General features: G+C 70.4%; 12 protein-coding genes. 4 read left to right on the top strand and 8 right to left on the bottom strand.

From position 1 onward, the window contains the following. Positions 1 to 140 precede the first annotated feature (140 nt). The 3 genes from ACGFIG_RS24650 to ACGFIG_RS24640 form a co-directional block, all read right to left on the bottom strand. Entirely contained in the window at positions 141 to 2174 is a 2034-nt protein-coding gene (locus ACGFIG_RS24650; RefSeq protein WP_393006628.1) for a hypothetical protein, read from the bottom strand. A 249-nt stretch (positions 2175 to 2423) separates the two neighbouring features. After that, positions 2424 to 3065: an SIMPL domain-containing protein gene (locus tag ACGFIG_RS24645; protein WP_393006627.1), complete on the bottom strand. Its 642-nt coding sequence runs from the start codon at positions 3063 to 3065 to the stop codon at positions 2424 to 2426. Positions 3066 to 3174: 109 nt separating this feature from the next. Further along, positions 3175 to 3672, bottom strand: coding sequence for a DinB family protein (locus ACGFIG_RS24640; RefSeq protein WP_393006625.1), 498 nt, complete (start codon positions 3670 to 3672; stop codon positions 3175 to 3177). A gap of 204 nt (positions 3673 to 3876) precedes the next feature. Between ACGFIG_RS24640 and ACGFIG_RS24635 the strand changes: the two genes are divergently transcribed. Continuing rightward, the gene (locus ACGFIG_RS24635; protein ID WP_393006623.1) at positions 3877 to 4626 is read left to right on the top strand and encodes a TetR/AcrR family transcriptional regulator; all 750 of its coding nucleotides are present in this window, start codon (positions 3877 to 3879) and stop codon (positions 4624 to 4626) included. On the opposite strand, the gene ACGFIG_RS24630 is transcribed toward ACGFIG_RS24635, so the two are convergent. From ACGFIG_RS24630 to ACGFIG_RS24615, 4 genes are read right to left on the bottom strand one after another with little or no spacing between them, the layout of a single operon-like run. Beyond that, a complete protein-coding gene (locus ACGFIG_RS24630; RefSeq protein WP_393006621.1) occupies positions 4612 to 5748 on the bottom strand; it encodes an acyl-CoA dehydrogenase family protein in 1137 nt (378 codons plus the stop codon). The genes ACGFIG_RS24635 and ACGFIG_RS24630 overlap by 15 nt on opposite strands. A 27-nt stretch (positions 5749 to 5775) precedes the next feature. Further along, positions 5776 to 6804 carry an LLM class F420-dependent oxidoreductase gene (locus ACGFIG_RS24625; RefSeq protein ID WP_393006619.1) on the bottom strand — a complete coding sequence of 343 codons (1029 nt, stop codon included), beginning with the start codon at positions 6802 to 6804 and terminating at the stop codon, positions 5776 to 5778. Then, on the bottom strand, positions 6804 to 7961 hold the full coding sequence (locus tag ACGFIG_RS24620) for a CaiB/BaiF CoA transferase family protein (protein ID WP_393006617.1): 1158 nt from the start codon (positions 7959 to 7961) through the stop codon (positions 6804 to 6806). The genes ACGFIG_RS24625 and ACGFIG_RS24620 overlap by 1 nt, the downstream gene beginning before the upstream one ends. Then, on the bottom strand, positions 7958 to 8779 hold the full coding sequence (locus tag ACGFIG_RS24615; protein WP_393006616.1) for an enoyl-CoA hydratase-related protein: 822 nt from the start codon (positions 8777 to 8779) through the stop codon (positions 7958 to 7960). Before ACGFIG_RS24615 ends, ACGFIG_RS24620 begins: the two co-directional genes overlap by 4 nt. An 86-nt stretch (positions 8780 to 8865) precedes the next feature. On the opposite strand from ACGFIG_RS24615, the gene ACGFIG_RS24610 reads away from it, so the two are divergent. Beyond that, complete coding sequence (locus ACGFIG_RS24610; RefSeq protein WP_393006614.1) at positions 8866 to 9504, top strand: GntR family transcriptional regulator; 639 nt, start codon at positions 8866 to 8868, stop codon at positions 9502 to 9504. A 1-nt stretch (position 9505) separates the two neighbouring features. Here the strand turns inward: ACGFIG_RS24610 and ACGFIG_RS24605 are convergent, their stop codons facing one another. Then, entirely contained in the window at positions 9506 to 10996 is a 1491-nt protein-coding gene (locus ACGFIG_RS24605; RefSeq protein ID WP_393006612.1) for an aldehyde dehydrogenase family protein, read from the bottom strand. Positions 10997 to 11073: 77 nt separating this feature from the next. Between ACGFIG_RS24605 and ACGFIG_RS24600 the strand changes: the two genes are divergently transcribed. After that, on the top strand, positions 11074 to 12225 hold the full coding sequence (locus ACGFIG_RS24600; protein WP_393006610.1) for an acyl-CoA dehydrogenase family protein: 1152 nt from the start codon (positions 11074 to 11076) through the stop codon (positions 12223 to 12225). Between the two features lie 622 nt (positions 12226 to 12847). Next, on the top strand, positions 12848 to 14038 hold the full coding sequence (locus ACGFIG_RS24595; protein WP_393006608.1) for an ABC transporter substrate-binding protein: 1191 nt from the start codon (positions 12848 to 12850) through the stop codon (positions 14036 to 14038). Positions 14039 to 14061: the final 23 nt, after the last annotated feature.

The following is a 14061-nucleotide window of genomic DNA, read 5'->3' as shown; positions in this document are numbered from 1 at the left end:
GTCCTGACGACAGCGGCCCGCAGGGCAGCGGCCAGCCGGAGGGGTCCGGCTGGCGTTCATGATCATCGGCACCGCCGTCGGCGTCGTGCTCCCGGAACGCCCGCGCACGACCGGGAAACCGCGCGCTACCGGTTACCGCGTCACGCGCAGGGCTTCCGGTCGCAGACGTCGATGACCTTGCCGGTGAGCAGGAAGACCGCCTTCTGCCGCTGGGCCGCGGCCTGGGCGCGCGGGAACTCGTGCGAGTCCTCGCCGTACTCCGGCCCGGTTGGGGCGAGGTTCGTCGGCGGTGGCGCGTACGCCGCGCCGCTGTTCCAGACCACCATCGCCGAGCCGGTGTACGGATAGCTGCGGATCGGCGCGATGCCCCAGTACGGCCTTACGTCCGGTGACCAGCCGTCGGCGAGGGCGGGGGTGTGCAGGCGGGCGCCGATGGTGCGCGCCTGGACCTCCGCCGCGGCGGGGGAAACCTGCTGGTCACCGAAGGCCACGTGCATCAGCACCTGGTGTGCCGGGGTGCCCGGCAGCGGCCGGTCGGTCATGTGCCGGGCGTACCCGTTGGCCTCGGAGCGGTCCCACAGCATCTGCAGCAGCGCGAGAATGAGCTGCTGGTCCGCCTTGTCCCGGTACCAGCGGTCCAGGGTCGCCTGGAACGGGGTGAAGGCCACGCTGCGTTGCAGCAGCGTGGAGTAGTTCATCGCCGGCACGCCCAGCACCGACCGGGTCCAGTCCTGGGCGATGGCGGTGAGCGCGCCGCCGTTGATGCCGCCCTGGCTGTTGCCGTCGTAGTGCAGCCCGCCGGCAACGTTGATCAGCGGTCGTCCGGTCGCGTCGCGGAACGCCGGATGGGCGGCGAACCCGCCCGGATGGATCATCGTGCGGCCCAGGAAGAGGAAGTTCAGGTAGCTCTGCTGCAACCGGTCGACCACGGCGGGGAAGGCCCGGAGGTCGGTGAAGGCGCCGGCCACGTAGGAGAGGTCGCCGGCGGCCATGCCGATCCAGCTGGTCGCGCAGAAGGTGAAGTCGTACGTGTGCGACATCGTCCTGACGTTGGCGGCGTTGATCTCGGTCGGCCGGCCGAGCAGACCGTGGCCGTAGAGCGAGAGGTGCGCCGGCCTCGCGGCGGAGGCGCTGCGCGGGATGTTGCAGACGAAGTCCGCCGCCACCGTCGCGCCGGACGGCGTGGGCAGGGCGTCCGGCGTCGGTGCTGTCCCGCCGCCGTCGAGCGGGCCGTAGTGCAGCCGGGAGCCGGGCAGCCCGTCGCCGGTCAGGTACGACGGCACCTCGACGGTGCCGGTCACCTGCCGGGCGATCAGCGGCTCCTGCTCCGGCGGGTAGTCGGTCACCTGGGTGACGGTGAACGACGGCGCGGCCCGGCCGAGGGCGGCGAACGCGCTGTCACGGATCGCCAGCGTCCGCCCGGTCAGGCTCTGCCGGCTGGCCACGGTGAAGTCCCAGGCGAGGTAGAGGCTGTGCCGCTTGACGCCCGCCCGGGTCAGGTCGGCGAGGATCCGCTTCACCTGCGGGACACGAGGGTCCCGACGGTCGAGGCCGGCGCCGGTCACGTACGACGTGAACGCCTTCGGCGCCGGGATCAGCGCCCCGTCGGCGTCACGCATGCCGCGCAGGCCGACGACGTACCGGGTGCCCTCGGTCAACGCCACCGCCGGCCGGACGATCAGCACCTGCCGGTCCGGCTGGTCGGCTGCGCGCGCGTCAAGCTCGGCCCAGTACGGCGTGCGCTTGCCGGTGCGGGCGTCGAGCAGCACGATCGGCGCGTCCGGTGCCAGCGAGCGACCGATGTCGGTGACCGGCGCGATCCCGGTCGCGGCGACGTCGAGGCCGGGCACGCGCACCAGGATCGGCGAGCCGGGGCTGAACCCGTCCTGCCGGTTCCACTCCGTCGGGTCGATCGGAGTACCCGTCGCGTTGGCGGGCATCGCGGAGGCCGCGAACCGCACCCGCTTGCCGGTCCGGCTGGTCCGGTCCGGCACGGTGAAGAAGTCGTTCGGGAACGGCAGCAGGCAGGCCTTCGGATCGATCGGGTCGCAGCTGCCCTGTCCGGCCGGTACGGCGGTCGCGGGCGGCGCCGCGGCGGCGCCCGCGCCGAGCAGGACGGCACCTGCGGTCACCAGCGCGGACATGACGAGACGAAGCCGTCTGGGTGTGGTCACGCGCGTCTCCTTCGACACTGGACGGTCACGCGCTGCGGAAGCCGGCGGTGGTGGTTGCAGCGTGGTGTTCTTCCTACGCTCGTGACTGGATCTCGGCAAGGGGTCCCGCACGTCGTTCGGCGCCCACCGGAGCACCGCCGCGCAGCAGGACCGCATCGCGAAGACGACGCCAGGCCGACCCGGACACCATCCCGCCGGTGTCACACCCGACGGTGGCGGTGGCGCATCCGGTGCGCTCTCGACGCGGTGTCAGTCGTGGGTGATCGAGAAACCGAGGATCACCGCAGCCGAGACCACCACGTGCCCGGGTGCGAGATCCTGGGCGGAAGCCTGGCCGCCCGAACCGTGGCCACGGTAACGTTCGTGTCCCACGTCTTCTGGATCGACGTCGTCGATGTGCACGACAGCACCGAGCCGGACACCGGCCGCGTCGGCGTACAACTCGGCCTTCCGTCGAGCAGCCCCTACCGCCTGACGCCGAGCTTCCGCACGCATCTCGGCCTTCGTCGTGACGTCGAAGTCAACCGCCTCGATCTCGTTCGCACCAGCGGCCACAACGTCGTCGAGCAGTTGCTGAACGACATCCAGACGGCGCGACTCCATGGCGAACGACGCCTGGCACTGGTAGCCGAGGAACACCCGTTCCGAGCCGTAGCCGCTCCACGAACTCTTGAGGTCCAGCCGTGACCGCTCCACGGCGCTGTCGGCGACGCCGTGGTTCCGCAGCGCCTGACGCACCGCGCCCACCGCCTCAGCCGCCGTGGCGAATGCGTCTGACGGCGTCTGTTCCACCCGGACGACCCGGAACCTCGCCCGGACCATGTCCGGCATGGACTTCACGCTCGCCGCGCCGTACGCGGTGACACCCCACGGCCGTTCGATCAGCTGCATGACGATGATCTTACGAGCGTCTCCTGCCGAGGGTTGTCCCCGATCAACCCGCAGACCCCGACGCCGGTCGCCCGGCACCGACGCCCGGAGAGCCCCACCGAGTCGCGCACTACTCGTTGAGGAGCTGCTCCCGGAGAATGTCCGCGTGCCCACAGTGCTGGGCTAGCTCGCGCAGCACGTGGAGATACACCCATCGCAGCGGAAGTGGGCCGCGTCTGTTCCCGCGCAGGATGTCGTCCAGACCCAGGGATGACGTCGCCCGGCGTGCTGCTTCGCAGGCTTCGCGGTGTGCGCGCTGGACGGTGGCGATCGTGTCGTCGTCATCGAGGATGAACGACTCGTCCGGCGTCGCGGGGATGCCGATCTCAGCTCGCGACCGGCAGGTGACGGCTTCGTCGAACCAGACCCTCTCGACGAAGGTCGCGTGCTTCACGAGACCCAGCAGCGTCGTCCGGGACGCCACCAACGATCGGCGCGCCTGTTCCTCGGTCAGCCCGTCCAGGCAGCCGTTGAGCGCGCGGCGGTGCTCGTCGAGGAACGCCTCGAACTGGGCACGGGGTGGCTGTGCGACGACCTGGTCGGCGAAGGTGGGCGGATAGGAAGGCATGGACGACAGCATCGCAGACAGTTGCCCGGGAGTGACGCCACGCAGCGCCACCTCCCCGCCAACCCGGCCCGTCCCGAGCACGTCGAGGAGCCAGCACACCGGCGCCCGCCACGGCGGACAGGCTCCGCAGTGTTCGAAGTTCCGAGCTCGTGATTGGTACCGTGATGCAAAAATCGCGTCACCGTATCTCACGAGAGGGCAACCATGGCCCGGACCGATTCCGCGAACGCGTCATCCCCCGGTCTGTCCGAGGCAGGTCACGACGGGCACACCGTAGAGCCGCTGCTGTCCGCACTGGGCGCCGCGTCCGGTTCGGAGTCACTGCTCGAGCGCGCCTTCACCGACGCGTTGGAACGCGCCGACGACAACGACGAGGTCGCCGCGCGGATTCTCGACGCCGCCTACGAGCAGTTCTGCCGCATGGGCATCCGGCGGTCGACCATGGAGGACGTGGCCCGGCGGGCCGGGGTCTCCCGGATCACGGCGTACCGCCGGTTCGCCAGCAAGGACAGGCTGGTCGAACAGGTGGTCCGTCGCGAGTTCCGCCGCTACTTCGACCAGTTCCTCCTCGAGATCCAGCAGGCTTCGACCGTCGGCGACCGGGTGGTCCTGGGCTTCGTCAGCGCCTTGCAGGCCTTCCGCCGCAACCCGCTGATCGGCGGGCTGATGGCCGGCGAGCCGGACGTGCTCATCCCCTCGATGATCAGCGACGGCGGGCGGACGCTGGCCACGGTGCAACGGTTCGTCGCCGGCCAGCTCCGCCGCGAGCAACGCGCCGGCAACATCTCCGACACGGCCGACGTCGAGGTGGTGGCCGAACTGATGACGCGGCTGTCCTGCTCGTTCCTGATCACCCCCAGTCAGGTCGTGGACATCGACGACGCCGAACAGCTGCGCGCCGTGGCCCGGCGGTTCCTCGTGCCCATGCTGGAATACGGTTCACAAGCCGAGTGACCGACCGATCACCTCCTTCATGATCTCCGTGGTGCCGCCGTAGATCGTCTGGACGCGGGCGTCCAGGTACGCCTTGGCCACCGGGTACTCGCGCATGTAGCCGTAGCCGCCGTGCAACTGCAGGCAACGATCGACGGTGCGGTGCTGCAACTCGGTGCACCACCACTTCGCCATCGCCGCCGTCTCCGCCGTGAGGGTGGGCTCGACCAGGCACTGGTCGACGAAGACACGGCCGAGGCGCAGTTCGGTGGCGAGTTCGGCCAGCACGAACCGGTTGTGCTGGAAGTTGCCGATGGGGCGGCCGAACGCCTGGCGCTGCTTGCAGTAGGCGAGGGTCTGCTCGAACACCGCCTCGGCGCCGGCGAGCGCCGCGACGGCGATCGACAGCCGCTCGAAGGGAAGGTTGCGCATCAGGTAGGCGAAGCCCTGGCCCTCCACCCCGAGGAGGTTGGCCGCGGGCACCCGGACGTCGGCGAAGAACAGTTCGGCGGTGTCCTGCGCCTTCTGCCCGATCTTGTCGAGGTTGCGGCCCCGCTCGAAGCCGGGCATGTCGCGCTCGACCACCAGCAGACTGATCCCCCGGTGCCCCGCGCTCGGGTCGGTACGGGCCACGACGATGACCAGGTCGGCCAGGATGCCGTTGCTGATGAAGGTCTTCTGCCCGTTGAGGACCCAGCTGTCGCCGTCGCGTACCGCGGTGGTCGTGATGCCCTGCAGGTCGCTGCCGGCGCCGGGTTCGGACATGGCGATCGCGGTGATGAGCTCACCGGAGCAGAACCCCGGCAGCCACCGCTGTTTCTGCTCGTCGTTGGTCAGATCGGTGAGGTACGGCCCGATGATGTCGTTGTGCAGGCCGAACGCCGGGCCGCTCGCGCCCGCCCGGGCCATCTCCTCGGTGAGGACGGCGTTGAAGCGCCAGTCCGTCACCCCGCCGCCGCCGTACCGCTCGTCGACGAAGAATCCCAGCAGGCCGGCGGCACCGGCGGCCCGCCACACGCCGCGGTCGACGATGCCGTCGTCCTCCCAGCGGTCGTGGTGCGGTGTGATCTCCTTGTCGATGAAGGCGCGCACCATTTCGGCGAACGCGAGGTGGTCGGCGGAGAGGATGCTGCGGTTCCCCATGTGCGTCAGCTCCTTGCTGCACAGGCCCTACTGGGCCATGTCCTTCACTGCGGCGATGAGGCGCCGCGGATCGGAACCCAACGGCGTGACGTTGAGAATCGTGACACCGGCGTCGCGGTAGGCCTGGACCCGGTCTCGCACGTAGCTCTCCGGCCCGATCAGGCTGGTGCGCTCCAGCAGTTCCGCCGGCACGGCGGCGGCGGCCTCCGTCTTGCGGCCGGCCAGGTAGAGGTCCTGGATGCGGTCCGCCTCCGCCGCGTAGCCGTAGCGGGACAGCAGGTCGTGGTAGAAGTTGCGGCCCTTGGCGCCCATGCCGCCGACGTACAGGGCGATCAGCGGCCGGGCGAGGTCACGCAGGCCGGTCACGTCCGGGCCGATGGCCAGCGGGCCGCCGGCCACGACCTCGAGCGGTCCGAGATCGTCGGACCGTCTGGCCTGGCCGGCCGCCAACGCGCCGCCCCAGACATCGGCCGCGCGCTCGGGGTCGTAGAGGAACGGCAGCCACCCGTCGGCGTGTTCGGCGGTCATCTGCACGTTCTTGTCGCCCAGGCTCGCCACGTAGATCGGGATCCGGTCGCGTACCGGGTGGGTGAGGATCTTCAGCGGTTTGCCGAGGCCGGTGCCCTCCCCGGCCGGCAGCGGCAGCGGGTAGATGCCGTCGTTGACCAGCGTCTCGCGTCGCCACACCTGCCGGCAGATCCGGATCACCTCGCGGGTCCGGGCAAGCGGCCGGTCGTAGGCGATGCCGTGCCATCCCTCGATCACCTGCGGCCCCGACGCGCCCAGGCCGAGGATGGCCCGGCCGCCCGAGATCGCGTCCAGGCCGGCCGCGGTCTGCGCCAGCAGTGCCGGGGTACGGGAGTAGATGGGCAGGATGGCGGAGCCGATCTGCAGCCGGGTCGTCTTCGCGGCGAGGTAGCCCATGATGGTCGGCGCGTCGAAGCCGTAGGCCTCCGACACCCAGACCACGTCGAGACCGTCATCCTCCCAGGCGGCCACGGCGTCGGCGCCGCTCCTGGGGTCCGTGGCATAGGCCAGCGGTGTCGCGATACGCATCAACGCTCTCCTCGTGTCTGGCTGACGGCGCCGTTGCCCAGCCACTGCGGTAGATGTGCGCCGAGACCCCACTCGGTGAGCACGGTCTCGGTGTCCGCGCCCGGCACCGGCGGGCTGCCGCCGATCTGACCCGGTGTCTGCGACAGGCGGGGCGCCACGGCGGGCTGTCGAACTCCGAAGTGCTCCTCGAAGGTAGCGCGCGCCACCAGGTGCGGATGGTGCTGCGCCTCGGCGAGCGACAGCACCGGCGCCACGCAGGCGTCGGTGCCCTCGAACAGCCCGGTCCATTCGTCGCGGGTGCGCTGGGCGAAGACCTCCGCGAAGCGCGCGCGCAGCACCGGCCATCCGGCGACGTCGTGCTGGGCCGGCAGGTCCGCGTCGGCCAGCCCGAGCAGCCGCAGCAGCTCGGCGTAGAACTGGGGTTCCAGTGCGCCCACCGCCATGTGCCCGCCATCGGCGGTGGCGTAGACGTCGTAGAACGGCGCCCCGCCGTCGAGCAGGTTGCGGCCGCGCTCGGGTTGCCAGGCGCCGCCCGCGAGGAGACCGGCGAACAGCGTGGTGAGGTGGGCCGTGCCGTCGACGATGGCGGCGTCGACCACCTGCCCACGGCCGGTGCTCCGGGCCACGTGCAGCGCCGCCAGACAGCCGACGACGAGATAGAGCGAGCCACCACCGAAGTCACCGACGAGGTTGAGCGGGATCTGCGGCGGCCCGCCCGAACGGCCGATCGGGTGGAGCGCCCCGGCGACGGCGATGTAGCCGATGTCGTGGCCGGCGGCGTGGGCCAGTGGCCCTTGCTGTCCCCATCCGGTCATCCGCCCGTAGACGAGAGCCGGGTTGCGCTCCAGCGCGGCCTGCGGCCCGATGCCGAGCCGCTCGGCCACCCCGGGACGCCAGCCCTCGATCACGATCGCGGCCCGGTCGACCAGTGCGAGGACGGCCTCGGCCCCGTCGGGATGCTTGAGGTCCACGACGACCGACCGCTTGCCCCGGTTGAGCAGGTCCCGCCTCGGGTCGCCGGCGGCCAGCGCGCCCGGCTCCGGTCGGTCGATTCGGACGACGTCGGCCCCCAGGTCGGCCAAGAGCATCGCCGCGAACGGGCCCGGCCCGATCCCGGCGAGCTCCACGACCCGGACGCCGGCCAGCGGGCCGCTCATGCGCCGGCCCGCGCCGCGAAGCGGGGAGCACGCCCCTGGACCTGGCTGGCGAGGGCCTCACCGAAGTCGGCCCCGGCGAGGGATTCGGTCATGAGCCGGCCGGCGTCGGCGGCCGCCTCGGCCGCCCCGGTCTCCAGGCCCGACCACACCTGCCGTCGGATCACCGCCATGGACGCCGGCGAGCAGTGCGCGGCGAGATCCTCGGCATAGGCTTGCGCCTCGGCCAGCACCTCGTCGCGTGGGAGCACCCGTTGCACCAGTCCGATCCGGAGCGCCTCCGCCGCGTCGATCTTGCGGCCGGACACCAGCAGATCCAGCGCGTTGCCCACGCCGACCAGCCGGGGCAACAGCCAGGCGCTGCCGTACTCGGCGATGAGGCCGAGCCGGCTGAACGCGGCGGCCACGCGCGCCTGCGCCGACAGGAACCGCACGTCGGCATACAGTGCGTGGACCAGGCCGAGGCCGGCGGCCCCGCCGTTGATCGCCGCGATGATCGGCGTTCCCAGCGTCATCGGCAGATGTGGCTCGAAGCCGAACTCGTCCACCAGCCGGTCGCGGTGACGCTCGTCGAGCAGCGCCTGCAGCGCCTCCGGGTCGGCGCCCACGCAGAACCAGTCGCCGGTGCCGGTCACCACGATCGCCCGCACCTGCGGATCCGCGTCGGCGGCCAGCAGCGCCGCGTAGTAGTCACGGAACATGTCCAGCGTCATCGCGTTCCGCTGCTCGGGCCGGTCGAACCAGATCGTGCGGACGCCGGCGCTGGTGGCGGCCCGCAAACCACAACCGGCCGGTTCGGCCTCAAGCATCGACGAGCTCATCCGCGCATCCCTTGCAACATTTGACATTTGATAGTCTTACCCGTGTGGCGGAGCGAAGCAAGGTTCGAGACGTTTCTCATCCTCAGTTGTCAGAGACGGTGGCGATCCTGCTGCGCGACCGGATCATGTCCGGCCAGCTGCGCCCCGGCGAACGGATCCGGCTCGAGGAGGTCGCCCAGGAGACCGGGCTGAGCATCACGCCGGTCCGCGAGGCCCTGCTCATGCTGCGCGCGGAGGACATGGTCGAGCTGCAGCCGCGCCGCGGCCACGTGGTCGCGCCGCTGTCCCGGCAGGACATCCTGGACGTGTTCAGCCTGCAGGGCGACATCGCCGGTGAGCTCGCCGCCCGGGTCGCCGTCAGCATCACGCCGGCCCAGCTCGACGACCTGCGCCAGCAGCACGAGCGGCTGCGCCGGGCCGCCCAGGCCAGGCAGATCAGCAAGGTCGAGCAGCTCGAGTTCGAGTTCCACCGCAGCATCAACCGGCTGACCGACGCGCGCAAGCTGTCCTGGCTGCTGCGGACCGCGACGCGCTACACACCGTCGCGGTTCTACGCGGCCAACCCGGAGTGGCGGGCGGGGATGATCGCCGATCACGAGGCCCTGATCAGCGCGCTCGAGGCCCACGATCCCGAGACCGTCCGACCGGTCATGGCCCGCCACTTCACCGACGGCGCCGAGCGCCTGGTCAAGCATCTCGATGGTCTGGGGCTGTGGAGCGAGTAGGTCACCGGCGACCATGACGCCACTTGAACATCGACAGCGAGGTCCGCATGGCGGAAGCGGTCGGCTGCAACGTCATCACATCGATCGGTGCCCGGAAGCGCTGCCACGTGACCGACCGTGGCCGGCTGAACTCGCGCAGACCGTCCGCGCCGTGGACCCGCCCGAAGCCCGAGTCACCGACGCCACCGAAAGGCAGTGACGGCACCCCGGCGTACCCGAGCACCGAGTTGACCGAGACCGCGCCGGCCCGCAGCCGTGCGGCGAGCGCCATCCCGCGGTGGCGACTACGCGTGAAGATCGAGCCGGAGAGCCCGTAGCTGGTCGCGTTCGTCCGGCGCAGCGCCTCGTCGGCGTCGGCCACCGGGTTGACCACCAGCACCGGACCGAACGTCTCGTCGGTGACCGCCGCGCTGTCCTCGGGGACGTCGGCCAGCACGACCGGGTCGACGAACGGAGGCCGCACCGAACTCGCGTCACCGACGATCGCCCGGGCGCCCCGTTCGAGCGCGTCGGTGATGTGGCTCAGCACGATTCCGGACTGGGCCGGCGTCGTCATCGGCCCGTACGGCGCATCCGGCTCGGCACCCGGCCGGACCTGCCGCACCAGCTCGGTCAGCTTGGCCACGAACGGCTCGTAGACGGCCTGCTCGACGTAGACGCGCTCGACTCCGGCGCACGTCTGCCCGGCGTTGCCGAAGCCACCGAACACGGCCGCCTGGGCAGCCGCGTCGAGGTCGGCGTCGGCCGTGACGATGAGCGCGTCCTTGCCTCCACCCTCGATCACGACGGGGGTCAGGCTCTCGGCGCAGGCGGCCATGACCGCACGCCCGGTCGCGGCCGATCCGGTGAACGCGATCTTGTCGGCCCCCGCGCGGCACAGCGCCGCCCCGGTCGTGCCGTCACCGGTGACGACCTGCAGCACCGGCCGGTCGGGAAGCAGCTCACTCCAGCGCTCCGCCAGCCACACGCCGACGCCAGGGGTGAACTCGCTGGGCTTGAACACCACCGCGTTGCCGGCGGCCAGCGCGTGCGAGATCGCCCCCATCGGCGTGTAGACGGGGTAGTTCCACGGCCCGATCACGCCGACGACGCCGTACGGCACGTACTCCACCGAGCTGGCCTGGTTGAACGCGAGCATGCCGGAGGACACCGACCGCCGCTTCAGCACCCGGTGGGCGTGCCGGGCGGCCCAGTCCAGGTGCTCGACGGCGAGCATGACCTCCAGCTGGGCCCCCGCGACCGACTTGCCGGTCTCGCTGCGGATGAGGGCGGCCAGCTCCTCGATGCGGCTCGCGACGAGCGCCTTGTAGGCGAGCAGATGGCGCCGGCGTTGCCGAGCGTCCAGGCCGGACCACCAGCCTGCGGCATCGCGCGCCTGCTCGACGGCGGTGCACACCGCGGCTTCGTCGGCGATGTCGTATTCGGTGCGGGACTCGCCGGTCATCGGGTCGACGACGCGGAGCCGGCGAGGGTGCTCAACGAGGGACGTCATCGGCACAGCCTCCTGACATTTGATATTCGATAGTCTAGCCTTGCTGTCAATCCCTTTGTGACGCTGGAGGTACAGCTGTGGAGTGGAGCGACGAGCAACGATCCCTTGTCACGGCCGTGCAGGACTTCTGCCGCCGCGAGGTCGGCACCCGTGAACAGCGGCAGAGACTCACCGACGGCGGACGGGAGACCCACAGCCCGGACCTGTACCGCAAGATGGCCGACCTCGGCTGGCTGGGCCTGTCGCTGCCGGAGGAGTTCGACGGCGGTGGCGCGGGCATGGTGGAGCTGTGCCTCTTCCTGGAGGCGACCGGGAAGGCGATGGCGCCGATCAGCGGCTTCACCACGTCGATCATCGTCGCCGCCACCTACGAGCGGTTCGGCTCACCGGAGCAGAAGAAGCTCATCCTGAGCGGGGTGGCCCGGGGCGTCATCGAGGCCGTCGCGATGTCGGAACCCGAGGCCGGCTCGGACGTGGCCAACCTGAGCTGCCGCGCCGAGCGCCGGGGCGACGGGTTCGTCATCAACGGCCAGAAGACCTGGTGTTCCAACGCCCATCTCGCCGAGCACATCCTGCTGGTCGCCCGCACCTCGGGCCGGGCCGGCGACCACGACGGCCTGACCATGTTCCTGGTCCCCGCCACGGCGCCGGGGCTGACCATCTCCGGCATCGACACCATGGGCGGGCGCGAGGTCAACGACCTCTACTTCGCCGACTGCGTACTGCCCGCCGACGCGGTGGTCGGCCAGATCGACCACGGCTGGCGGCAGCTGATGGCCGGGCTCAACATGGAGCGGCTGATCCTCGCCAGCGTCATGCTCGGCACCGCCCAGCGCGCGTTCGACGACGTCGTGGACTACGTCAAGAACCGACGCCAGTTCCGCCGGCCTATCGGGTCGTTCCAGGTGATCCGGCACCGCCTGGCCGACCTGGCCACCGAGATCGAGTGTGCCCGGCTGCTGATCTACGACACCGCCGCCAAGGTCGACCGGTCCCCGGACACGGTGCTGCCCCGGGAGAGTTCGATGGCCAAACTCAAGGCCACCGAGGTCGCCCGCCGCGTCGCCCTGGACGCGATGCAGATGATGGGCGGCTACGGGTACGCGACCGAGTTCGACATGGAGCGCCTGGTCCGGTCCTCGATCGTGTCCACCGTCTACGGCGGCACCAGCGAGATCCAACGCGAGATCATCGCGAAGACCTACGGGTTGTCCGACCAGTTGCAGTAAGGCTCGTCCACGACCAACCTGAGCAGCGCCCGCCGCCGGTCGGACGCGGGATCCCGCCATCGCCACCGGCCCCCAGTGACATGCCGTCGGTGAACGCGTCACCAACGGTGTACACCCCGGCCTGCGAGTGTGCCGAACACTCACAGGCCGGGGTGTTTTGTTAGGCATGATTCGCAGACATTGGTCAGATTCAGGCCACCCGGCATCGCCGCCGTCCAGCCGACGCCCAGGTCCCACAGGCCACACAAAGCTCGAAGTGCGCGGGAAATCCGACTGTCAGGCGAGGTCCGCGACCCTTCCCAAGAAGTTACGTGTGATTTACAGTGCCGTAAGCACGAACCAGGACGCCCGCGCTATCGGTCGCGGGCCGATCGCATGTCACCGCTGGTACCGCCGGTCCGGTCACGCACCGGTCCGGCGGTGCGCCGTCCCTGGCATTCACCGACACCGCCGGTCACCAGCGGCAATGTCTGACGTAACGCCACAGGACCGGCCCGTCGCATCACGGAGAGTCGTTCGGTCGGCGCCTCGAACCGTTGACGGCACCGACCATCGCGTCGAAATGAGGTTCCATGCATAGAGCCCCTGCCGTCATCCGGGCTTCCACATTCTCGTCGCCGCCATGGTGGCCGCGACCGGCTGCGCTTCGGACGCCCCGAGCGCCCAGAGCACGACCTCGACGCTGTCCAAGCCACCGATCGTCGTGGGCTTCCTCAACCCGTCCGGCGGACCGGTCCCCCAGCCGGGCGCCGACACCGGGGCCAAGGCGGCGGTGTCCTACATCAACGGTGAGTTCGGCGGCATCAACGGCCACCCGATCGAGGTCGTCTCGTGCGACACCGACACGACGCCTGAGCGGGCACAGTCGTGTGCCAACATGTTCGTCGAGAAGAAGGTGGTCGCCGTCATGGACGGCTACAACCTGTCGTCGAGCGCGGCCCTGCCGACCCTGACCGCCGCACAGATCCCGCTCGTCGGCATGATTCCGTTCGACTCCGTGACCGGCGCCAAGGCGGAGAACCGCGTGTTCTTCGCCGCGCCGCAGGCCGCCTTCCTCATCGGCGCCCTGCAGGCGTTCAAGACCGAAGGTAAGAAGTCGGTGACGCTGGCCCTCGTCGACACCCCGTCGTCGCACCAGACCATCGACAATCTCCTTCCGGTGGTGGCCAAGGCGCTCGAAATCGACGCCAAGGGCATCTACTTCTCCCCCACGAACCCCAACTTCACCGCCGTGGCCTCCACGATCGCCCGGAACAACCCGGATGTGGGTGGCCTGGTCGCCGCGCCGAGCGAGGCCGTCTGCACCGCCCTGGTCCAGGCATTGCGACAGTTGCGGTACCAGGGCGAGATCTTCACCGCCGCGTGCACCGACTACGTCAAGGGTGCCCCGCAGCAGGCTGCCGGCGGCGCTCTGTACTCGTCGAACTGGCTGCCCGCCGCCGCCCGGTACGCGCCCCCGGAGGCCCAGCGCGATCTGGCACTTGCCGAGAAGTACATCTCCGCCGTGTCCGGCGGCACCGCCGGGTACTACGCGTTCGGGGAGTTCGCGCTCTTCATGAACTTCGCGAACGCGATGTCCACGGCCACCGACGCCGACCTGACCGGCCCCGGTGTCCTCAAGACACTCAAGGCGCTCAAGGACTTCCCGAGCTTCCTCGGCCCCAAAGTCACCTGCGGCAGCGCCACCTCGCCCAACTGCACCACCCAGCTACTGCTGTTCGTGGTCCAGCCCGACGGTTCGATCAAGCCCGTCACCGACACCTGGATCACGCCCATCCCCCAGGTCATGAGCGTCATCCCCGGCGCGGTGTAAGCCCCCGGCGACGGCGTGCGCGT

Source organism: Micromonospora sp. NPDC049048, assembly GCF_043197615.1.
In the GTDB taxonomy this organism is placed as follows: domain Bacteria; phylum Actinomycetota; class Actinomycetes; order Mycobacteriales; family Micromonosporaceae; genus Micromonospora.
Note: the sequence above shows the minus strand (reverse complement) of the source record. Positions and strands in the feature narration are given on the sequence as shown.

Coding starts and splice junctions, on each gene's coding strand:
- ACGFIG_RS24645 (WP_393006627.1), bottom strand. CDS start 3,065: ATGCAGCTGATCGAACGGCCGTGGGGTGTCACCGCGTACGGCGCGGCG.
- ACGFIG_RS24640 (WP_393006625.1), bottom strand. CDS start 3,672: ATGCCTTCCTATCCGCCCACCTTCGCCGACCAGGTCGTCGCACAGCCA.
- ACGFIG_RS24635 (WP_393006623.1), top strand. CDS start 3,877: ATGGCCCGGACCGATTCCGCGAACGCGTCATCCCCCGGTCTGTCCGAG.
- ACGFIG_RS24630 (WP_393006621.1), bottom strand. CDS start 5,748: ATGGGGAACCGCAGCATCCTCTCCGCCGACCACCTCGCGTTCGCCGAA.
- ACGFIG_RS24625 (WP_393006619.1), bottom strand. CDS start 6,804: ATGCGTATCGCGACACCGCTGGCCTATGCCACGGACCCCAGGAGCGGC.
- ACGFIG_RS24620 (WP_393006617.1), bottom strand. CDS start 7,961: ATGAGCGGCCCGCTGGCCGGCGTCCGGGTCGTGGAGCTCGCCGGGATC.
- ACGFIG_RS24615 (WP_393006616.1), bottom strand. CDS start 8,779: ATGAGCTCGTCGATGCTTGAGGCCGAACCGGCCGGTTGTGGTTTGCGG.
- ACGFIG_RS24605 (WP_393006612.1), bottom strand. CDS start 10,996: ATGACGTCCCTCGTTGAGCACCCTCGCCGGCTCCGCGTCGTCGACCCG.
- ACGFIG_RS24595 (WP_393006608.1), top strand. CDS start 12,848: ATGGTGGCCGCGACCGGCTGCGCTTCGGACGCCCCGAGCGCCCAGAGC.